Annotated in this window: 16 protein-coding genes; 3 read left to right on the top strand and 13 right to left on the bottom strand. The window is 52.1% G+C overall.

Annotation, left to right across the window (positions count from 1 at the left end; genetic code table 11):
- Positions 1–57: 57 nt before the first annotated feature.
- The 10 genes from P2R09_RS09205 to wbaP form a co-directional block, all read right to left on the bottom strand.
- Entirely contained in the window at positions 58–1,092 is a 1,035-nt protein-coding gene (locus P2R09_RS09205; protein ID WP_008926079.1) for a glycosyltransferase, read from the bottom strand.
- Positions 1,093–1,138: 46 nt separating this feature from the next.
- Positions 1,139–1,891, bottom strand: coding sequence for a glycosyltransferase family 2 protein (locus P2R09_RS09200; protein WP_008926080.1), 753 nt, complete (start codon positions 1,889–1,891; stop codon positions 1,139–1,141).
- Between the two features lie 70 nt (positions 1,892–1,961).
- Positions 1,962–2,879, bottom strand: a complete 918-nt coding sequence (locus P2R09_RS09195; protein WP_275768981.1) for a glycosyltransferase family 2 protein — start codon at positions 2,877–2,879, stop codon at positions 1,962–1,964.
- Positions 2,880–2,953: 74 nt separating this feature from the next.
- On the bottom strand, positions 2,954–4,132 hold the full coding sequence (locus P2R09_RS09190; RefSeq protein WP_008926082.1) for an acyltransferase: 1,179 nt from the start codon (positions 4,130–4,132) through the stop codon (positions 2,954–2,956).
- A 33-nt stretch (positions 4,133–4,165) separates the two neighbouring features.
- The gene (locus P2R09_RS09185) at positions 4,166–4,870 is read right to left on the bottom strand and encodes an SGNH/GDSL hydrolase family protein (RefSeq protein WP_008926083.1); all 705 of its coding nucleotides are present in this window, start codon (positions 4,868–4,870) and stop codon (positions 4,166–4,168) included.
- A gap of 14 nt (positions 4,871–4,884) precedes the next feature.
- Complete coding sequence (locus tag P2R09_RS09180) at positions 4,885–6,021, bottom strand: EpsG family protein (RefSeq protein ID WP_275768978.1); 1,137 nt, start codon at positions 6,019–6,021, stop codon at positions 4,885–4,887.
- Between the two features lie 277 nt (positions 6,022–6,298).
- Positions 6,299–8,476, bottom strand: coding sequence for a tyrosine-protein kinase Wzc (wzc, locus tag P2R09_RS09175; protein ID WP_008926085.1), 2,178 nt, complete (start codon positions 8,474–8,476; stop codon positions 6,299–6,301).
- A gap of 12 nt (positions 8,477–8,488) precedes the next feature.
- Entirely contained in the window at positions 8,489–8,923 is a 435-nt protein-coding gene (locus P2R09_RS09170; RefSeq protein WP_008926086.1) for a protein-tyrosine-phosphatase, read from the bottom strand.
- 9 nt (positions 8,924–8,932) lie between these two features.
- Entirely contained in the window at positions 8,933–10,072 is a 1,140-nt protein-coding gene (locus P2R09_RS09165; protein WP_008926087.1) for a polysaccharide export protein, read from the bottom strand.
- Between the two features lie 294 nt (positions 10,073–10,366).
- Entirely contained in the window at positions 10,367–11,800 is a 1,434-nt protein-coding gene (gene wbaP / locus P2R09_RS09160) for an undecaprenyl-phosphate galactose phosphotransferase WbaP (protein ID WP_008926088.1), read from the bottom strand.
- 794 nt (positions 11,801–12,594) lie between these two features.
- Here wbaP and P2R09_RS09155 point away from each other — a divergent pair.
- Positions 12,595–14,166 (top strand): TerC family protein, encoded by a 1,572-nt coding sequence (locus P2R09_RS09155; protein WP_008926089.1) that lies wholly within the window; start codon positions 12,595–12,597, stop codon positions 14,164–14,166.
- Between the two features lie 30 nt (positions 14,167–14,196).
- Here the strand turns inward: P2R09_RS09155 and asmA are convergent, their stop codons facing one another.
- From asmA to udk, 3 genes are all read right to left on the bottom strand, one after another.
- On the bottom strand, positions 14,197–16,020 hold the full coding sequence (gene asmA, locus P2R09_RS09150) for an outer membrane assembly protein AsmA (protein WP_008926090.1): 1,824 nt from the start codon (positions 16,018–16,020) through the stop codon (positions 14,197–14,199).
- 12 nt (positions 16,021–16,032) lie between these two features.
- Positions 16,033–16,614, bottom strand: coding sequence for a dCTP deaminase (gene dcd, locus P2R09_RS09145; RefSeq protein WP_004571280.1), 582 nt, complete (start codon positions 16,612–16,614; stop codon positions 16,033–16,035).
- 83 nt (positions 16,615–16,697) lie between these two features.
- Positions 16,698–17,339: a uridine kinase gene (udk, locus tag P2R09_RS09140; RefSeq protein WP_004571279.1), complete on the bottom strand. Its 642-nt coding sequence runs from the start codon at positions 17,337–17,339 to the stop codon at positions 16,698–16,700.
- A 283-nt stretch (positions 17,340–17,622) separates the two neighbouring features.
- Here udk and P2R09_RS09135 point away from each other — a divergent pair, with 283 nt between their 5' ends.
- Both P2R09_RS09135 and P2R09_RS09130 read left to right on the top strand, forming a co-directional pair.
- Positions 17,623–18,237: a phosphatase PAP2 family protein gene (locus P2R09_RS09135; RefSeq protein WP_275768961.1), complete on the top strand. Its 615-nt coding sequence runs from the start codon at positions 17,623–17,625 to the stop codon at positions 18,235–18,237.
- A gap of 163 nt (positions 18,238–18,400) precedes the next feature.
- Positions 18,401–21,742 carry a diguanylate cyclase gene (locus P2R09_RS09130; protein WP_275768959.1) on the top strand — a complete coding sequence of 1,114 codons (3,342 nt, stop codon included), beginning with the start codon at positions 18,401–18,403 and terminating at the stop codon, positions 21,740–21,742.
- Positions 21,743–21,751: the final 9 nt, after the last annotated feature.

Below are 21,751 nucleotides of genomic sequence, written 5' to 3'. Positions count from 1 at the left end.
CCATTGGCCATAGCGGTGTCCCTGAGGCACGTCGCAAGTGAGCTTTTCCAGCTTCGTTTAAACTAATGACAGCCAGCTTTGCTTAATTTGTTTACCGTCGAATTTCAGCGCGGTTTGTTTGGTTTTATCGCTCATGGCAAAGAGCAGCGCGTCATCGGTGGCGAGCTGCTCCATTCGCGCCAGAAACGTGGCTTTATCATTCATCGGAACCAGGAAACCGTCTTCACCGTGATTGATGATCTCCTGCGGTCCGGTCGGGCAGTCATACGCTACAACGGGCAGTGACCAGGATTTAGCTTCCAGCAGCACCAGTGGCAATCCTTCATAACGCGAGGTCATCAGCGCCATATCGCTGTCACGGTAGTAGTCATTGATATTGCTAACCTTACCGACAAACTTCACGCTGTCAGTGATGCCCAGTACGGCGGCCTGATCGTGCAGCTGCTGACGCAGTTCACCATCACCGGCAATCACCAGCGTCCAGTCCGGATGGCTGCGTGCGAAGTCGCGCCAGATATCCAGCATCAGATCAAACCCCTTCTGGTTATCCAGACGGCCCACCGCCAGCGCCTGACGATGACGGGTCTGACGCTGAAAACCTTTGTAGACGACGGGGTTAGGAATTTGCTTGCTGGGAATGTGCCAGCGGCTGAACACCTGATGATCTTTGTCGGTCAGAACAATCACGCGGTCGTAGTAGCGCAGCAGCAGAAACTTGAGGAACTTGATCGGTTTGCTGAAAGAGTTAATGGCAATGTGCTCGCAGGCGTAGGCTTTGCCACGCTTCTTCTTCATTGCCAGCAGATTCCAGAAGGCAAACATGACGCTCAGACGCCCCATGCTGATCAGGAAGACGGTATCGAAACCCTCTTCGTGGATCCGGGCTACCGCGCTTTTAATGGGGTTGCTCTGTCCTTCGAAGCTGACAATCTGTCTGACATGTTCAAACGGATAAAAGGTCTTACCACTGCCTTCCAGCGAGTAGATGGTGACGTCATGTGTTTCGCCAAGACACTCTGACATGAAGTTACAGATGTTCTCAGTGCCCGCATACGAATAAGCATCTTTGATCACCAGGACAATTTTTTTCATGAAACGCTATCCACCTCAAATAATAAAGACAATCCTGCCGACAGGCTCAACGATGCTTAAGGGTAAACAGCACACCATTCACCATATACCAGGCGTAATAGTAATAGATTTTTAACGGATTGTTTTTATAGATAATTCTTAATAATTCAAGGTGCCACTGGGCCGCTTTGTTCTTGTTGCGCGAAAGGGAATCGCCTAATTCGTAATAGTTGACAAGAATCGTCTGAATTACGCGAGCCTGCTTATAGCGGGTGAATAATTCATACAAGAACAGGAAATCTTCATGGCCTTTGCGCTGGAAGAAAAGTCCCTGTGGCGGACGGCGGAAACAGACAGAGGAGAAGCAGACGCGATACTGCTTTTTCACAAAGTTTTCCTGCTGCAGATAAGGCTTTCCGTAGGTAATGTCGTGCTCAGCCTTGCGGGTTTTATAGTGATATTCGGTAATCACAAAATCATCACCGGCGGCGATAGCAGCTACCTGCTGGGTCAGCTTATCCGCATGCCACTCATCATCGCTGTCAAGAAAGGCAATAATCTCTTCAGTGGCCGCGCGCAATCCGACGTTGCGGGTCTCAGCTGCGCCCATGTTGACCGCGTTATCCAGAATGGTAATGCGCGGATCCTGACAATGCTCCCGCACAAATGCCAGCGAGTCATCAGTGGATTTATCGTTGACCAGATAGAGGTGCCAGTCGGTATAGTGCTGATTGATAACCGACTGCACAGCGCGTAACACGGTCTGACGGGCATTGTACATAGGCATAACAATGCCAACGGTTCCAACAGAAGTATTCATCTTCAACCCTGAATGTAAACGAAAAGAGAGGTGCTCCTGGTATCAGGAGCAGAGCGAGGCGCAGTGCGCGTCAGGAGATCGCTTTCTCACCGCCAAAACGTGCTTTGACCTTGTCTTTAACCCGGTTCATAAAATAAGCACGGTTGTCTTTATTGGTGAGGAAGAAGTAGCGAGCAAAGCTCAGGCTCGCCATCAGCGACTTACCGTCCATTTTGTAGCGCAGCGGCAGCTTAAAAGCTTTGTAGGTGTGGATATCACGCGGGGTAAGATGCGGCTTCATGCTATCAAGCCAGAACATCGAGTAGTTCACCGATTCGCCTTTATGTTTCGAGCCAAATTTAGTGACCAGATGGTAGTTCGCCAGCGGTGCGGCGATCATCATAAAGTCATAGCCCATGCGGTCGGCACGAATGCAGAAATCATAATCCTGATGACGGATGTAGCGGGTATCGAACTGAATTTTCGCCGCATCTTCCCGTTTCAGCACAATCGTGCTGGTCTGGATAAAGCCATAACAGCCAAACAGATACTCAGCGACGGTTTCATTTTTGCCTGGTGGCTGCATTGGCATCACTTTCAGGAATGTGCCGTCCTGATAGATATTTACCTGGCTGAAAATAACGACATTCTTTTTGCCCTGGGCGTCCAGTTGAGCAATTTTTTCACTCACCTGCTGCAGTTTGTCCGCAGCCCACTCATCATCGGCGTCAAGAAAACTGACATAATCACCGGTCGCCAGCTCAATGCCTTTGTTACGCGCACCGGCCCCGTTGAGTTTGACCTCAGAAAGCACCAGATTGATGTCGAGATCCTGATAGCGTTCGCTGCGAACCACCTCTGCCAGCGCGGCGGCATCTGCAGACTTATCATCCACGATGATGACTTCGAAATTGCGATACGTCTGCGCTTTAACGCAATCCAGCGTGGTTACAATCGATTCTGACGCGTTGTAAGCGGGGATTACGATAGAGAAGCGAATGTCCTTCATTGCCAGCACCTCATTAAAAACATTTCCATTTCAAAGATATAACGTTTGGACGTGGCAGGGTAACCGGTGATGTCCTAAATTGCTGACGAGGCGTTGGCCGCCTCTTTTTTCTTCTGACTGCTGGTAATAAATGGTTTCTCAACATAGAGATAAGTCAGTCTGGCAACATAGAATGAGGCCACAAAAAACAGCGTGGAAAGCAGGGTATAGAAGAAAAAGTTATGTTGAATCAGTGATTCCGGAATCTTCTTGATGAAGTAGAGCACGATGCCGTGGATCAGATAAAGGCTGTAGCTGACCTCACCGACTGACATCAATGTTTTACTTTCCAGCAGGCCAAACAGCGAATTGCCGCTGCTGATAACGAAAAACACCACGGCCAGCAGACAGAGAAAAATCAGGTAGTAGAACGTACTGCTGGTAAAGAACAGCGCGATAACGGCCAGCGTAATGGCCACCACAGCCGCCAGACCAGAAGTACGTAAAGCCATAAAACGGTCGCGGTAGTGCCATGCCAGATACCCGGTAGCAAAACCCAGCACCGGACGAGGATCGGTATAAGCGGTCCCCCAGAGACGCAGTGCAATGGCGACGGCTAAAATCCCCCCGATCGATCCCATGATGAACAGCATTTTAAAGCGGCCGTTGGTGGCACGATTCAGCAGATAAATCAGCGGAATCGACAGATAGAGCAGCCATTCCAGACGCAGTGTCCACTCGACACCCGCATTGATATTGGCCGTCGGAATTGACCCGATATGGTAGTTGCCGACAAACAGGAACCAGCGCAGACCGTCAACCAGCATGGCGCCACTCGCCACGACATCACCACTGAACCAGCCAATCACTACGATCAGCAATGCAGAGAACCAGAACATCGGCACAATGCGTCGCACGCGGGACTTCAGCAGTTTGCGTGTGAGTTCAGCGGTGGTCAGCTTGTCATTGTCGAGCCAGCGATAGAACAGAAAAGCAGAGATCATGAAAAACAGGGCGACACCAAATTTACCGGAGTTGGCAAAGAAGTTTCCCTGAGACACCCATGCAAAATAGTCTTTATCGAAAATCCACTCATGGTCGAGAGAGTAGACGTAGTGTGCAAAGTGCGAAAAGGCGACAATGCTGGCCAGCAGTGCACGCAATCCAGAGATACTTTTAATACCATTGCCGTTATAAACACCGCGATGGAATGAAAACAACCGTAATACCATCAGTGCTATTACTAATGACAGCACCATCATTAATACGTACATATCGCCCTGCTCCTCGGGTTTTATAAAACCTGCTTAGTGAGTCGATTTAAAAACAGCGTCAAAATCCCGATTTAACAACGCGAATGTCTGCTGCGCTTTAAACTGGTAAAGATCTTTTGTCGGATGAATACAGTCAGGAGACATCTGGCTGCTCCACTCTTTTTTCTGCTTAATCAGCTCATACTGCTTCACGACAGGTACATGCTGCTGCTGCGCTACCGCATTGATCTGATAAACATAAGGCCAGACATTCCATTGCTCAGCACGGCCACACAGTGGATTTGGCTGCTGCAATACCACCTGCTTGCCGTGCGCTTTCGCTGTTTTCACCAGTTCCGTCAGAATGTGGTTAAACTCCTCAGGACTTTCCGCGCCATGGGAGCGGTTCTTACCCGAAAAGACGCGTGCATCATTGATGGCATAATTAATCAAAATGATGCTGGCATCCGATTGCGCCATACGCTGATCCCAGCTTTCCTTTGAATTAACCAGTTCTGAGACCTGGGCGCCCGGCGAACCATGATTTTCGATACGTATGCCCGGACCATACTTTTCCTGCAGCATCTGCTGCAGGTAGTTCATTTCATTTTCTTTTATGATGACATTGCGCCCGCCGGAGGATGTCACACCGGCAGTTGTCGAGTCACCATAGGCTGCGATCACAACCGGGGCTGGGGCGTCTGTCGCCTGGGCCAGTAATGGTGCAGTAACCAACAACAGGGGAAATAATCGAATCATTTTCAGCTCTCGTCTTAGTGAATTAACTTAAATTCACGCGCCACTTCATAGCCCATCACCGCCTGTTTAAGCGAAATGGTGTTGTAGTAGAGGTAATAAACCTGGAAAAAGATAAACATCGCAAACATCGCTGGCTTCCAGACTCTTTTAGACTGGTAGATCAACAACGTCAGAACAATGGGTTCTACCTGTAACAGATAGTTTGAGAGACGAGCACCTGAGGGATAGTTATAGAAGAAAATCCTGATCGCTCCCCCAATAGCAAAGGTCAGGACCAACAGATAGTTCAGCCGCCAGGCAGGGTAATTGTCACGCTTCATCTGATTTGTCAGCATGAAGTAGACAAAGATGAACACCAGCATCACGTTTTTCAGGTTCGAAATCGAGAAAACGCTGCCTGTTTCGCCAGCAGCATTGTCATTGTTGTAGCCCGCTGCCCTTTCCCCTAATCCACCTAAGTGTCCGGCAATAGCGGTAACAAAGCCCATACCACCAACTTTTGACGCAGGAATACTCAGTACAATAATGGCAATCGGGAACCAGCGTCGTTCACGTATGAACAGGAAAGGTATCAGCGTGACAACCATGACCGCGGTGTTGTGACTGATAAATGAAAGAATAAAGAAGCCAAATGCCAGCCAGTAACGCTTCAGATAAAGCGTCCAGACAACCCCCAGGAAAAATGCGGAGCTCAGACCAAAGCGGATCTGGTTTACATCTTTGTTGATGAAGATATGTGCTGAATAGAGTGCCAGAGCCAGAATTGGATAGGGTGACATCTTTTTAAAGAAGATAGCATTTGTCCCTACCGCCAGGATCGAGAATACAAACAGAAAGGCGCTGGCATTATGTGAAAACAGGCTGGTAATCCAGGCAATAGCAAAGATAAGCGGCTCATAACGGAAAAAAGCCACGGTATTTAAAAAGCCGTTGACCTCAATACGCCGGATAAAATCTTCAAAGAAGCTGCGATATTGATAATCGTCCATGCCGGTGCCAAGTCCGCGGATACCGCCGAACACAATCAGCATCACAGTCGCGATGCAGAGCAAATACGTCAAAATATGGGAGGTGCGTTCGTCTTTTTTCAGGGCTAGTTCAAATAGCGAAAGCAGCAGTAAAAACCCTGATACATACCAATATGGAGCCATGGTGTGATTCCTTAATTCCACAAGTTCTCATGCCAGCAATAATCACGCGTCGCCTTCCCGTTGGGCTTTTCAGTAAACCTGACAGGACGGTCACACATTGCGTGCAGGCAATGCCATGCTGGTGATGAATTCTGTTGATTGACGCTCGCCATGCGATTTATAGAGGTATCGCTTTTGTGGGTTTGGACAGAATAACCTGTGTAAATTGATGCGTGTCGTCATTCAAAAGGACGATAAAAAGGGGCGGTCAGACCGCCCCCTGGTTATTACTCAATGATCAGCTTTTGGTGGGCTTGCTGTAGTCATAGGCGTAGTAGTCATAGCCATGTCCATAAGCATTGGCAGCTTTACGCACCACGGCGTTGAGGATCACACCTTTAATCTCAATACCGTTCTGGGCAAAGCGTTTGAAGCTGACATCCACTTCTTTAGTGGTATTGGCTTCGAAACGCGCCACCATCAGTGAAGTACCGGCCATTTTACCGATAATTGACGCATCGGTGACGGCCAGGATTGGCGGCGTATCGATTAACACCAGGTCGTAGTTCTTGCTCGCCCAATCCAGCAGCTCACCCATACGACGATGCATCAGCAGCTCAGATGGGTTCGGTGGAACCTGACCACGTGGCAGGAAGTCGAAACCGTAGACGCCCTGCTGAATCAGCGCCGGGCTGAATTCCGTTTTACCGGAGAGCACGTTTGACAGGCCTGATTTGTTATCCGCGCCCAGCAACTCGTGGGTGTAACCACGACGCATGTCGCCATCGATAAACAGAACACGCTGACCCGCTTTCGCGACCAGTGTCGCCAGGTTGGCACAGATAAAGGTTTTACCAATACCCGGGCTGGCGCCGGTGATCATCAGGATGTTGTTTTTCGCTTCCATCATGGCGAAGTGCAGGCTGGTACGCAGGCTACGAATCGCTTCGATGGAGAGATCAGTCGGGTTACCCAGTGCCAGCAGTGTTTCGTGCGGATCGGTTTTCACCTTGCTGCCACGACGCGCCAGCGCTTCGGTATCCTTCTTACGCTGCCAGTCAGACAGTGGAACGCTGGCATAGACATTCATGCCCAGCTCTTCCAGCTGTTCCGGGTTCTCGATGCCGTGATGCAGCAGGGCTTTCAGCAGAACCAGACCCACTGATACGAACAGACCTAAAATCAGGCTTGCGGCGATAATCAGCAGCTTCTTCGGTGCAACCGGTGAATTCGCTGTCTGCGCGGTGTCGATGATGCGGACATCACCCACGGTGCTGGCTTTGCTGATGCTCAGCTCCTGCTGACGGTTCAGCAACTGCATGTAGATCTCCTGACCTGACTGAACGTCACGGGTCAGACGCAGAATTTCCTGCTGAGTCTGTGGCATGCCAGAAATTTTCTTGTTCAGCTGAGCCTGTTCACCTTCAAGCGTTTTGCGTTTTTCAAGCAGCGCGCGGTATGTCGGGTGATCTTTGGTAAACAGCTGAGACACTTCAGCTTCACGGAAGGTCAGTTCGTTCAACTGGCTCTGCACGCTAACAGAAGAGTCCAGGGCTGATTTCGCTTCCAGTGACAGGTCAACCGATTCGTTCTGACGACGGAACGTATTCAGTTTGTTTTCCGCGTCATCCAGCTTGGCGCGAACGGCAGGCAACTGAGTGCGTAAGAACTCCAGGCTTTTCTCGGCCTGCTCTGACTTGCGCTCAACGTTCTGTAACAGATAGTTGTTCACAATCTGATTCAGGACTTTGCTGATCTGCTCAGGATCTTCACCCAGATACTCCAGACCCAGAACGCCGGTATCTTTACCTTTGTCTGCCACAGTCAGGTTTGAGAGAACAGAATTAATCGCCTGCAGGTCATTCAGCTTGGTCACGGTGAAGCTGGTGCCTTCATCGGCATGAATCTCGCTCACCAGCATGCTGATGTCGCCGTGCGACTCCAGCTGGCCGACTTTACCTTTAAACAGCTCATCGCCATCTTTAGAGACGGTGTAGCTATCCGGACCGGTGACTTCCAGCTCGACCTTACGTTTTTCGACAGTGCGTGGGATTTCCAGACGCGAAATCGCGATATCAGCAGGTTTGTTGCCCATCAGGCGCGACAGGCCCTTGCCGATAACCGGGAAGTAGTTCTGCTCAACCACAGTATCCAGACCCAGATCGTCAACGGTTTTACCGATGACCATACGGGATTCCAGAATCTCGATCTCCGTATCGGAGGCTGGCGTTGGTGGCAGAATGCTGTCAATTTCGTTCAGCACGGTACTGGCATTCTTCTGCTCAACCTGAACTAACGCATCTGCGCTATAAATCGGTGTTGCAAACAGTGTGTAGAGTGTTCCCGCCAGCATGAAAAATGCGGTAACGGCAACAATGATCCAGCGATGATCAATTAGCTGTCCCACAAGATGCGCCAGATCCCATCCATTCGAATCCTCTCCCGGCGCAGTTCTGACCTTATTTTTTATATTCATGGATAATCCCAACTATCGGCTTAATACGTTGACCCATTTCTGGGTAGCGTTTTCCAGTAACCCGTAAATCTCTTCAAAGGCCTCACGGCTTTTTCTGTACGGATCCGCAATTTCTTTCTGATTGAGCCAGTGCCCAAGCAACATGGTTTTGCCACGTGCAGCCGGGTCGATGCGATTGACCTGTTCAATATGTCGCTTTTCCATGACCAGAATCAGGTCAGCCTGACGGCACATTTCGGCCGTCAGTTGCTGTGCCTGATGTCCTTCCAGTGACAGACCCTGTGCTGCCGCGACCTCGGATGCCATCCGGTCGGCCGCGTGGCCCACCAGCGCCCCCAGGCCAGCGGAGCGAACATCCAAATCGGGCAACGCACGTTTAAACAGGCGCTCTCCGGTAGGAGAGCGGCAGATGTTGCCAATGCAAACGACTAACACGGACGTAATCATGGTCAGACCTTAGTTCGACCAGTTGCGGATACGCTGTGCGGCCTGAGTCGCATCGTTGATACCAGCAATGGTTGGTATCAGTTGCGAAATCACACGGTTCCAGCGCGTCAGCGGTGTAGAGGTGACATAGACGATGTCATAAGGCTGGAGCTGGAAATCGGTTCCCATCACCATGGATGCCGCATCTTTGGTGTTCAACTGATAGATGTTGGCAATCTTGCTGCGATCGGTGCCGTGCAGTGGACGGATAACGAAGACACCGGTAGCGTCAGAGGTGGTTTGATCCATCCCCGCCGCATTGCCCAGCGCTTCCGCCAGCGTCATGCCACTGCGGTCCATTTTCAGGGTTGTCTGCTGCTTCACTTCACCCATTACGAAGATTTTCAGATCATCGTTACGCGGAACGTAGAGAATATCGCCCGGGTAGAGGAGGTGGTTCTGGCTCAGATCGCCGTTCTGCATCAGTGCCTGCAGAGAAACGCGCTGTTCACGACCGTTGTGCGTCAGCACGACGTTACGCCAGTCTGCATCCGCGGCCAGGCCGCCAGCGGCGTTGATCGCATCCAGAACCGTCAACGGTACGTTGGTGATGGGTTGCTGACCTGACGTCGTTACTGAACCGGTAACATAGGTTTTCTGCGATTTGAACGAGGCGATGCTGACATCAACCTGTGGGCTTTCAATGTACTGAGCCAGACGACGTGAAACTTCGTCACGGACTTCGCCGACGGTACGGCCCGCTACACGAACGCGACCGATGTAGGGATAGAAGATAGTGCCATCAGAATGCACCCAGTTACCGGTGTCGCTGGCGCTGCGGTACTGGCCTGCTGGCGTGGTCAATTCCGGGTGATCCCAGACCGTCACGGTCAGAACATCACCCACACCGATACGATATTCATAGTTCTGAATTTCGTTCTGCAGTGCTGGGTTCGTCTGAGCCACCAGAGGCTTAGGACGCATCTTTTCAACCAGTGAAGGCGTTAACGGGAAGACGTTGACGTATTTATCGATGTCAAAGTTGCTATCCTGCTGCTCGATAACATCTTTTCCTGATGTAGAAAGACGAGAACCGGGTTCGATCGTACACCCGACAAGGAATGTGGCGGATACCAGCAAGGGTATCAATTTCATTTTGATTGTAATCATTTAGATCTTCGCTATCAGTTATTTATTGATAGAGGCGAAACCGCCGCTGTGTAAGCGTCCAACAAAAAGTAAATCCTGGCTGACTAAAGCCTTAAGCACTGAACCTGTCGTTCATTATCCTTGCTCCACTTGTTATACGTAGTGGCCATCTACCAGGGTGTACCTGAAACGCCTTGCATCATAGCGGACTATAGATGCACTGCGATATCCCTGGTGATGGCCGCTATTAACGACACGCCTGACAACGGCACAACACCTCTGAGCGCGCGTTAGCACGCTCATTTCGACTCACGGTTAATAGGCACCGTCGCGTTTTAACACCACACCCACTGTTTTGAACAGAATCGCAATGTCATTCCACAGTGACCAGTTTTTTACGTACCACGAATCGAAATAGACGCGGGTTTCATAGTCAACGTCATTACGACCGCTGACCTGCCACAATCCCGTCATGCCCGGCTTAGCCATCAGGTAATAATCAACATCACCAGCATAACGACAGAGTTCATCTTCAATGACCGGACGAGGTCCAACCAGACTCATATCACCGCGCACCACGTTCCAGAGCTGAGGCAGCTCATCGAGGCTTGTTTTACGGATGAAGTGGCCCACTTTGGTAATACGTGGATCATTTTTGAGTTTGAAATCTTTATCCCATTCCGCACGTGCAACGGGATCGGTGCGCAACACCTCTTCCAGCACTTCTTTGGAATTGATGACCATTGAACGGAATTTCAGGCATTTAAATTTACGGCCATTCATGCCCACACGTTCGTGACCATAAATCGGCGGTCCACCATCACGGCCCACCAGGAAGCCCAGCACCAGCAGCGCTGGCATCAGCATCAGGATAATTGAGAGAGCACCTACGATATCAAATGCCCGCTTAAGGAAACGCGAGGTGCGTTTAGCCAGGTTATTCTGAACACGCAGAATCATCACCTCATGGCTAAAGATATACGCCATGTCTGTACCGTAAAGCGGAACACCACGCAGGGTCGGGATCACTGATACTGAACGGCAGTTATGCATCGCCAGCGATTTAAGCCAGATATCACGATACTGACTCTGCTCATACTCGACTGCCACGATAAACTGGGTTTCGCTGTTAGTCAGGCTCCAGAGCTCCTGCTCATCACGCAGCACCGGCACGCCATTCATGATCTCCTGCGGACAGGTTCCATCAACGTCGTAGAAAGCGATAACGTCGAAACCCATGACCTCTTCGCTTTGCAGTGCCTGCCAGGCTTCGTGCGCATTTTTGCTGCTGCCGATAATAATGGTTTGTTTCTTCCACAAGCCTTTTTTATTCAGCAGACGTTTAGAGAGCGCACGACAGGTTGGAATTAAAATCAGCGCCAGAACCCAGGTCAGTAACCAGACGAAACGCGACATCTGCCACTGCGACAGTGCGGTGATCGACAGATCGATGACAGAAAATATAAGAATGGTACGAAAAACTTCTTTTAATTCGAACCAGAAAGGTTTCCGGTAGGTATAGTGCCGAAGCCTTACCCAGAACCAGCCAATACAAATTACCGACAGACAAATGTGTGTGGCAATTTTTAAATTCATTTCTTTTTCAGAAATATCTGCCAGCGGCGAACCTGAGTGAAGATTAATTAGCATCATCGCCACAAATAATGCTGCGTTGAAACAAATTAAGTCTGAACATGCCAGCATTAATTTGGTAATAAGACTTTTAAACGTAAATTCTGTATCGCGCATATTTAACTCTTTATTTTATTTCCTTAAACCCGCAACGGCTATCGCCTGTTAAATCATTAAGCGACGAAACCTCTCCAGACTGAGCCGTTTCTAAGGGGAGCTCCTGCGGCGTTTACGCCAATGATCTTAACCATAAACCAGTAATATTGTGATGAATACCAACAGATTACTCTGACTTAACCACCGCCAGCGCTGCTCACTTTATCAACAAAAACACGATTCGGGCACGCTACCGCCCTTGGCTGTCGCTGCCAATATCGCTGTCGTCATTCATATTGATCCCCGTAATGCAGTAACGTTACCGCATTGCATCGTGCAGACGTTCACCGGCGAATGACTCATTCGTCACATTGCGATTAATGTCGAATAGGCTCGCGAATTACGACTCTGGGGCAGAGTTTGCAAACTTGTTGCTATACTAGTTATTACTGGCTTGTTTACAAGCAGGTCCCGCTATCCCTGGACTATTTTAGGAAAAAGACTACCAGCGATTAGTATTGAGGCCTGACAGGCAGTGCAATGCTTTCTTCAAAATTAGGATTAATGCCATACTCGTGATGAGATAAATCGCATAAGCCCGACAGGTGAATATCTCATCCAGGGTTAAACATGAGCCAGAATACTCTCTGCTGCACTCTGTGAATTTAATCAAAACGTCACACTCATATGTTCATATTTTGCACGATATATCGCCTTGATTGGGTCATCGCCCCCCTGCCCTGCCATTTGTACGTGGCTTCGCACTCCACTATCATCAGAGAAAACTCAATTTAAAATATTCAGGTGAACATGACATGCTGGAGGTAATTGCAGATCCCTCGCTATGGGCGGGATTAGTAACGCTAATCGTTCTGGAACTGGTTTTAGGCATCGACAATCTTATCTTTATTGCCATTCTGGTTGAGAAGCTGCCTGGACCGCTTCGCGACCGCGCACGCGTGATAGGACTGCTGCTGGCGTTATTGTGCCGATTATTGTTGCTGGCATCGCTTTCCTGGCTGGTTACCCTGAAAGAACCCTGGATAACGCTGGGCGGACACCCCTTTAGTGCGCGTGATCTGTTGCTGCTGTCGGGCGGGATTTTCCTGCTATTTAAAGCCACTACAGAGTTGAATACGCGTCTGGAAGGACACGATGAGGCGTCCGGTCAACAAAAAGGCGGCGCTAAATTCTGGCCAGTGGTGGCGCAAATTGTGGTGCTGGATGCTATCTTCTCACTGGATGCGGTCATTACCGCTGTGGGCATGGTGAATGATCTGCCCGTCATGATGGTTGCCGTCACCATCGCTATTCTGCTGATGCTGCTCGCCAGCAAGCCGTTAACCCGCTTTGTGAACAAGCACCCGACAATTGTGATCCTCTGTTTAAGCTTTCTGCTGATGATCGGTTTCAGCCTGGTGGCGGAAGGCTTTGGCTTTGTCATTCCTAAAGGGTATCTCTACGCGGCCATCGGCTTCTCAGTTGTCATTGAAGCGTTAAACCAGCTGGCTCACTTTAATCGCCGCCGTGTGCTGTCGGCTGGCCGCCCTCTGCGCCAGCGCACGGCGGAAGCGGTATTAAGGCTGTTGCGCGGCGCGGCAGAACCGGCGGAGCTGGATGCAAAAACCTCATCACTGATTGCTGACAGCGATGCCAGCATGCTTTTCAATCGGCAGGAACGGGCAATGATTGCCCGCGTGCTGGGCATGGGCCAGCGTCACGTTAATAGCATCATGACCTCTCGCCACGACGTCGACCATATTGATCTCAGTGATGATCCGGCTGAGATCATGTCGCGTCTCGACCGCAATCAGCACACGCGCATTCTGATAACGGACCACTCCAGTGAACCACTGGGTGTGGTGCATGTTATCGATCTGCTGCACCAGTCGCTGCACAATAACTCTCTCGATTTACGCGCCCTTATCCGACAACCGTTGGTGTTTCCTGAGCGACTGACCCTGCTGCAGGCGCTGGAACAGTTTCGTCAGGCTCATACACATTTTGCCTTTGTGGTGGATGAGTTCGGTTCAATGGAAGGCGTGGTGACGCTGAGCGATGTGATGGAGACCATCGCCGGCAATCTGCCGAATGAGGCGGGTGAAATTGACGCCCGTTACGATATACAGATTCAGGGTGAAGGTCACTGGATTGCCAACGGCCATATGCCACTGGACGATCTGGCGCTCTATGTGAAATTGCCGCTGGATGAACAGCGTGACTACCATACGCTGGCAGGCTTACTGATGGATAAGCTGCAACACATTCCTCAGGAAGGCGAAGTGTTGCAACTGGGTGACTATCTGCTGCGAACGCTGCAGGTTGAAAATCATCGGATTCAGAAGGTTGAAATCCTGCGGCAGCCTGACGCAGATTACGAGGTATAGCCACTGCTCGGGGCGCAGGGAATGCGCCCGCTAGGGGCGCATGATTTTCTTCAGATTCTCTTTGTTCTCGCCCTCTTTCTGACGATCAATCCACTGATTCAGACGTGACCTGGCCTCACTCTGCAGACGGTTACGAAGAACGTCATCCACTGGCAGGGAATATTGCAGGCTGTTCCAGCCGCCATACATACGCAGTGGGATAGGCTGACTGGAAAGTGCCTTCACCAGCGCATCATCGCCACGCCAGCCGCTGATTTTCAGGCCCAGCGTCACATCCAGCTGTTGCTGCACCATGTCGACTTTGCCCGCGCCCTGTAATCCCAGATTCTGACCGTTACCATTGAGATCACTGAAGCTGAGTACACCTTTATTCAGCGCCACCTGACCGCTTATCGACTCAATACCCTCATCTGCGGCATCCTCGCTGCTGACCTTATCGCTGACCCGAGCCACAGCACGCTGCACCATTTGCTGGAGATTAAGCTGTGCCAGCTTCAGGTTGCTGGCGCTGATCGTCGCCCTGCCCTGCCAGCTTCGCTTCGCCCCCTCGACTGTCAGCGTATCGCCGGACAGTTCCCCGTCAAGGCTCAGGTTACCCTGCAGACTTTCCGGTAGTGCAAATGCTTTCAGCAATGGCTGGATTTGAATAAACCGGAGTTGCGGTTTCAGGCTGACCCGTGTCTCTGGCTGACGAATATCGATGCTGCCGGGAATCGAGAAGCTGCCATTACCCAGCTTGCCGCTAAGAGTATTCAGCGTCATGAGTCCCTGCTGATTACTGGCATTCACCGAAAGATCAGTCAGCGAGAGGCCGCGCCATACCGCATTGTTCGCCTGAAGTTTGAGCGCCAGATCCATGTCGTTGAGAGGAGAGTCCGCATTGGTACGTTCGCGCGGCGCGGCAATCACTGGCGAACGGGCCACGGTGGCGTGCTGCGCGCCAGGCGCTTCAGAGACGGGCGCACTGGTGAGTAAATTATCGAGATTCAGGTTGCTGGCTTTCAGATCCAGCGCCAGCTGCTGTGGCGGCAACACATGACCACTGCCCTGCCCGGTCAGGGTACTGTCATTCGCGGTGAGCTGCAGACCACTAAAGGAGAACTGCTGCCGGTCACCATTCCATTCGCCCTGCAGGCTTAACGACCCTTTAATCCCCTGAGACGGAATGTCGGCGCCCGATAAGCTGTAATCGAGCTGCTGCAGCTGGCCGGTAAGACGGTGCGGATATTGCGCAGCATCCAGCTGGCCTTTGAGATTCAGCGTGGCGTTGCGCTGGTTGCGCATCAGCGTCGTGCTCAGAGACAGTGTCGCCAGCTTGTTCGCGTCCTGATCCATAGTAATGTTGAGGTCGCGGAAATTATATTCGTCGCCGCCTGGCTGTTGCCAGATCAGCAGACTGTCGGCTACCCGCAGTTTAGCGATATCAAATGACCAGCCGGTGGATGGCGAGGCAGGCTCCGCATCACGGGGACCCTGAGGGGCATTTCTGGCAGGCTGCGCGCTACTGTCGGGCGTTACCCGCACTATCGCATTTTTCAGCAGCACCTGGCTGACGCTGAGCTGATGGGATAATAGAGGCCAGAGATCAACATCGAGACGCATGTTCTCCGCTGAGACCAGCGGCTGAGTCGCCCCCGGCGCGGTGAGGCTCATCCGCCCAGCCAGGATGCTGAGCTGAGGCCAGACGTGCCAGCGCAAATCGTTACTGACCTCAAGGCGATAACCACTGCGTTGTTCAACCTGTTGCACCATATAGGCACGGAAGTCGTTGGGATTGACCAGCAGCACCAGCGCGCTCAATCCCGTTACGACCACCACCAACAGGATGGCCAGCGTGGTTATCACTCTTTTCATTACATCCTCAGATCAGTCTTTATCAATACGGCTGGCATCAGCACCCTGCTGACCCCGATATTTTGCATCTTCACGCCGGTTATAAGGTCGCGCAGCCGGGCCTGAAAGCGGTTCAAAACTCAGCGCGCCGATTAACATACCCGGACGCAGAGCCAGCGGCAATTTACCTGAATTGTAGAATTCCAGCACGATACGACCCTGCCAGCCTGGATCAATGCGGTGCGCTGTAACATGCACCATCAGCCCGAGGCGCGCCAGCGATGAACGGCCATCCAGCCAGCCGACCAGGTCGTCAGGCAGCGTCACGGACTCCAGCGTTACCGCCAGCGCCAGCTCACCAGGATGGAGGAAAAAGGCTTCACCATCAGGCAGCACAATCTCATCGCTCATGACCCGATCCAGTGCCGCGCTCACTTCCTGTTTCGGGCCACTCAGGTCGATAAAGGCCGCGGTATGGCCGCTGAAGGTGCGGAACTGATTACCCAGGCGCACATCGACGGTTGCCCCATTAATGCGCTCGACAGGCGGGCGTGGCTCAATGGCCAGTTTGCCATTGTCCAGCCAGGCTTCAATATCGCGATCGCATAATCTCATTGCGGAAACTCCATGGCATAAGTGTAGCGAACCAGTGACAGCGTGCCTGCCACCGGTCTGCACCCCGTCCGGATGGACGTGGGTTATTCAAAAAACTGGTTGATTTTCGCCTTCAGGATATCAATGGCGATACGGTTTTTTCCGCCGCGCGGCACAATGATATCGGCGTACTGTTTTGATGGCTCGATAAACTGCAGAAACATCGGACGCACGGTCTTCTGATACTGACTCATTACCGAATCCATTGAGCGGCCGCGCTCATTGACGTCACGTTTCATACGGCGCATCAGACAGATATCAAGCGGCGTATCCACGAAGATAGAAAAGTTAAGTTCCTGGCGCAGACGGGCATCGGTTAACAGCAGAATGCCTTCAAGAATAATGACCTTTTTCGCTTTCAGGTGCTGCGTTTGCTGAGTGCGGGTGTGCTCAACGTAGCTGTAGACCGGCAGCTCAATGTCCTGCCCGGCTTTTACCGCCTGCAGATGCTGCAACAGCAAATCATGATCCATCGCACTCGGATGGTCATAATTGGTTTTAACCCTCTCTTCCATGGTGAGGTGACTTTGATCTTTGTAATAAGCATCTTCCGGGATAACCCCGATATGCTCGTCACCTACCTGATCACGGATTTCACGATAGAGCGTGCTGGCAATTAAACTTTTACCGGATGCGGAAGCGCCGGCAATGCCTACAATCACGCACTGATGAGACTTGTCAGTCATACTTTTTTAAGACCTGATAACTGGAGCCTGCCACTGGTCACACATTACGCGGGCAGCGGACGGGCCGAAATGGAGAGGGTGTGTTCGCGCTAAGTATAGGGATTTCGGCCTTTTGATGCCAGAAAAATGGCACCGGCGTCTTTTCAGACTTTCTCCTTTGGACGCCACTCATTTCACCGATAAACTAGCAGCACACCATATTATAAAAAAATGGCCTGTGCGGCACGCGGTTGTCTGAACGCGTGTCGCTGACATGACGACCGAATGATGCATCAGGAGTGGTATGCACTGGAAGACTTTGACCTATTTTGGCGACAGCATGCTGTTGATTCCGACAGCGGTGATTATTGCGCTGATTTTGCCGTGGAAAAGTGATAACCGCCTTACGGTCTTTTACTGGATTGTGGCCTTTGGCCTGGCTGGCCTGACAGTCAGCATCTCAAAGATTCTGTTTCTCGGGTTTGGCATCGGCAGTGCCCGCTTCAATTTTACCGGCTTCAGCGGTCACAGCGCGATGTCCGCTACCCTGTGGCCAGTGATGCTGTGGCTGATTTCCGGACGCTGGTCAGCAAAATGGCGCATTGCGGCGATTGGCGTGGGTTACCTGATTCCTCTGATGGTTGGGTTCTCGCGTCTGGTCATCCACGCTCACTCGAAAAGTGAAGTTGCCACCGGCTTGCTGCTGGGCTTCACGTTGAGCACTGCGTTTCTGATCTCTCAGCGACGCACCGCGCTCAAAGGCTTTAGCTGGCCACAGATCGGTGCTGCACTGTTAGTGCCGTTTGTATTAATGGGTCATGGCCGTGTCGCGACGACGCAACAGTTTCTGGAACGTTTCTCTGCCAGCCTCGCGGGGCTGGAGAAGCCCTATACCCGCGCCGATCTTTTCCGCCAGTAATCAATACGCTGGTAATCAATTTCTCTGTGCCCGTCAATTCACCGATTAACGGGCAATATTGATTTCACCCCTTTTTTCTTTGCCGAATGTGCTAGCATGCAGTCAGAGAATGACTGGTGCCTGATTCGCCGTAGCGGAGCGTTGCACCCTGACGGAAGTCCGCATGACGATAGAGATCCTGTCCCCGCAAAATAGCACGCCAAACTGCTGGCTTTCGGCGCTTTTCCTTGGCTGTATAGTGTTTGTCCTGACACTGTTCTGTCTTGAACTGATCGTGGTCAGCGGGAAAATCTCCCCGCTCTGGTTCCCGACGACATTAATGACTGTGGTGGTTTTCCGCTGTCCGTCACGTCAGCTACCCCTGCTGCTGACTGCCTGTGTGCTGGGCACCGCCGCGGCCAACGCCATCATCATCGGACCTGCCTTTTCAAACATTAAATTCGCCCTGTTAAACCTTATCCAGGCCGGTGTGGGTGGCATGCTGCTGCGCGCGCTGCTGGATCGGCGCGCGCCACTGAACTCTTTGCATGACTGGGCACGGATGGTGTTATCGGTGGGTATCGTGACACCGGTTCTGGGTGGCCTGCTGGCGCTCTGGACGCTGCAGGTCAGCGGCCACGCTTCGTTTCCCTTCTTCTATACATGGGTGATCTCAGAAATCATCGGCATGCTGGTGTTAGGCCCGATGCTGCTGCTGCTGCCCTGGCCGCTGCGACGGGGCCAGTTCAGCGAGCTGGGCAGGCAGTTGCCAGAAACGTTGATGACGCTGCTCCTGACCCTGAGTGCCAGTTATCTGTCGCTGCGTTTTCTGCCCTGGCCCTTTACCTTTATTGTCGTAATCCTGTTCTGGTGCGCGGTGCGCCTGCCCAAGTTGCAGGCGTTTGTGCTGTTCTTCATCAACGCCAGTTTTATCTCGATGCTGCTGGCTTTGGATGCGGTCAGCGTAGTTAACAACAACAGCGCGCTGGGCCCGGTCTCCAGCTGGTTACCTTTCCTTCTGGTGTTAATCCCCAGCCACATTATGTCGCTGGTGATGGATGCGTTCCGGCGTGAAAAGCTCCACATCACCGACAGCGAAACCCGCTTCCGTCACGCCATGGAATACTCTGCAATCGGTATGGCGCTGGTGGCGCCTCAGGGTAAATGGCTGCAGGTTAACCGCTCGCTGTGCGATATCCTTGGCTATCCGGCCGAAGAGCTCAAACGCCTGACATTCCAGCAGATTACGCATCCCGATGATCTGAGCCTTGATCTGCAACATGCCAGCCGATTGCTGGAAGGTGAGATTGATACGTACACGTTTGAGAAGCGCTATTTTCGTAAAGATGGTGAGATTGTCTGGGCACGCCTCACGGTATCGCTGGTGCGCGATGGCAGCCAGGAACCGCTCTATTTTATCGCGCAAATTATTGATATTTCTGAGCTGAAGCAGAGTGAGCAGGTGAATCGCCGGCTGATGGAGCGCATCACACTGGCCAACGAAGCCGGGGGCATTGGCGTGTGGGAGTGGAACCTCCTGACCGGTGAAATGTTATGGGACAAGCGCATGTATGCCCTGTTTGGTCTCGCCCCTCATGAGTCGCCCAGTTATGACCTCTGGATCCATCTGCTGCATACCGCAGATCGGGAGTATGCTGCGCTGACGGTGCAACAGGCGATTGAGCTACGCAGTGCTTTTCACATGGAGTATCGCGTGGTTAATGCCGAGGGCCAGCGCTGGGTGCGCACCCAGGCGAACCGTTTACTGAGTAAAGAGGGCCGCATTGAGCGCATGCTGGGGATCTGCCAGGACATCACCCCGCTTCGTAATCTGAACGAAGCGCTGTTTCAGGAGAAAGAGCGCATGGCGATAACCCTGGACTCAATCGGTGAAGCGGTTATCAGCACGGACAAAGAGATGTGTGTCGCCTTTATGAATCCGGTGGCGGAGAAAATGAGCGGCTTGTTACAGGAGCAGGCTGCCGGGCAGCCGCTCAGTGAGCTGCTGCACATTACTCAGGGACGTAACGGCCCAAAAGTGGAGAGTCTGCTGTTGTGCCAGCTGCCACCGGAAAAAATCACCCCCAGTCTGGCTGAAGACCTGGTGCTCCACACCCCGGATGGCGGCCACATCGATATTCATTACAGCATCACGCCACTGCGTTCAGAAGCGGGCGTGGAACAGGGCGCCGTCATGGTTATTCAGGATGTGAGTGAATCACGTAAACTGATGAAGCGCCTGAGTTACAGCGCCCTCCACGACACCCTGACCCGCCTGCCTAACCGCGCCAGCTTTGAGCTTCAGCTTAAACGTCTGCTGTTTGATGCCGCTGAACATCAGCATCAGCATGTGCTGGTGTTTATCGACCTGGATAAGTTTAAAGCGGTCAATGACACCGCCGGGCATGCCGCAGGCGATGCATTGCTGCGCGAGCTCTCCGATCTGATGCAGCACCATCTGCGCAGCAGCGACTTCCTGGCCCGACTGGGCGGCGATGAGTTTGCGCTTCTGATGCCTGATTGCGATGTGGGTCAGGCACATGACGTGGTGCAGCGCATCGTCGCTGCGGTCAACGATTACCGCTTCCAGTGGCTGGGTCGCCTCTATCATGTAGGCGCCAGTGCGGGAGTGACCCAAATTTCAGCAGAAAACTGTCAGAGCAGCGACGTCCTTTCTCAGGCGGATATTGCCTGTTACAACGCCAAACGCAGTGGGCGTGGACGACTGATGATTTATGAGCAGGATAGCTTACCGCTGCCGGGTAACCATCAGGGAATGGATGCCGCGATGATTGATGCGCTGCAGATTGAACTGCCCGCCTGGTCTGTTGCGCCACCCAAGACCCCGCAAGCCGCCTTTATCTGGCTGCTTGACGTACAGCTGTTAACCGCAGATGGATTACTGCTGGATGAAACGTTGCTGCGCAATAACCTGCACAATGAGACGCTGCGACGCCGTCTCGATAACAATATTCTTGAGGTATTTTTCCGACACGACGTGGAAAAGCTAAATCAGAAAGGCATGCCGGTTATTTTGCCGCTTGATGCCGAGATACTCAGTGATGCCGCTTTTGTGGAGCAACTCTGTCAGCGCTTTGTCACGGCCGGTCTCTCAGAAAGCCGCTGTGGTTTCGCTTTCCCTGCGGCCGGCGTGTTAAGCAAAGGCGATCAGCTCTATTCCGCATTGCTGCAACTGCGGCAGTGTGGCTGCCGTATCGTATTGCAGCATTTTGGCCGAAATCTGGACGCGTTTACTCTGCTGAGCAACGAGGTAGTTGATTACCTGGTACTGGCACCTGAACTGGTTGCTAACGTTCACAATAATCTGATGGATGAGATGCTGCTGACCATTATTCAGGGCCAGGCAACGCAGCGTAACATCGTGGTGCTGGCCGGTCCGGTTTCAGTCCCTGCTCTGCTCAGCACGCTGGCTACCCTTGATGTGGATGGCGTCTGGGGCAGTGCCGTGGCCGAGCGGCAGCCGTTACGCGCACTGGCCGAAGATCGGATCTTCGCTATCCGTTAATTCCCGTGC

Source organism: Pantoea sp. Cr_R13 (assembly GCF_029222565.1).
GTDB lineage: Bacteria > Pseudomonadota > Gammaproteobacteria > Enterobacterales > Enterobacteriaceae > Pantoea > Pantoea eucalypti.
The sequence above is the reverse complement of the archived record's forward strand: the minus strand, read 5'-3'. Positions and strand labels throughout refer to the sequence as shown.

Coding starts and splice junctions, on each gene's coding strand:
- P2R09_RS09205 (WP_008926079.1), bottom strand. CDS start 1,092: ATGAAAAAAATTGTCCTGGTGATCAAAGATGCTTATTCGTATGCGGGC.
- P2R09_RS09200 (WP_008926080.1), bottom strand. CDS start 1,891: ATGAATACTTCTGTTGGAACCGTTGGCATTGTTATGCCTATGTACAAT.
- P2R09_RS09195 (WP_275768981.1), bottom strand. CDS start 2,879: ATGAAGGACATTCGCTTCTCTATCGTAATCCCCGCTTACAACGCGTCA.
- P2R09_RS09190 (WP_008926082.1), bottom strand. CDS start 4,132: ATGTACGTATTAATGATGGTGCTGTCATTAGTAATAGCACTGATGGTA.
- P2R09_RS09185 (WP_008926083.1), bottom strand. CDS start 4,870: ATGATTCGATTATTTCCCCTGTTGTTGGTTACTGCACCATTACTGGCC.
- P2R09_RS09180 (WP_275768978.1), bottom strand. CDS start 6,021: ATGGCTCCATATTGGTATGTATCAGGGTTTTTACTGCTGCTTTCGCTA.
- wzc (WP_008926085.1), bottom strand. CDS start 8,476: ATGAATATAAAAAATAAGGTCAGAACTGCGCCGGGAGAGGATTCGAAT.
- P2R09_RS09170 (WP_008926086.1), bottom strand. CDS start 8,923: ATGATTACGTCCGTGTTAGTCGTTTGCATTGGCAACATCTGCCGCTCT.
- P2R09_RS09165 (WP_008926087.1), bottom strand. CDS start 10,072: ATGATTACAATCAAAATGAAATTGATACCCTTGCTGGTATCCGCCACA.
- wbaP (WP_008926088.1), bottom strand. CDS start 11,800: ATGCGCGATACAGAATTTACGTTTAAAAGTCTTATTACCAAATTAATG.
- P2R09_RS09155 (WP_008926089.1), top strand. CDS start 12,595: ATGCTGGAGGTAATTGCAGATCCCTCGCTATGGGCGGGATTAGTAACG.
- asmA (WP_008926090.1), bottom strand. CDS start 16,020: ATGAAAAGAGTGATAACCACGCTGGCCATCCTGTTGGTGGTGGTCGTA.
- dcd (WP_004571280.1), bottom strand. CDS start 16,614: ATGAGATTATGCGATCGCGATATTGAAGCCTGGCTGGACAATGGCAAA.
- udk (WP_004571279.1), bottom strand. CDS start 17,339: ATGACTGACAAGTCTCATCAGTGCGTGATTGTAGGCATTGCCGGCGCT.
- P2R09_RS09135 (WP_275768961.1), top strand. CDS start 17,623: ATGCACTGGAAGACTTTGACCTATTTTGGCGACAGCATGCTGTTGATT.
- P2R09_RS09130 (WP_275768959.1), top strand. CDS start 18,401: ATGACGATAGAGATCCTGTCCCCGCAAAATAGCACGCCAAACTGCTGG.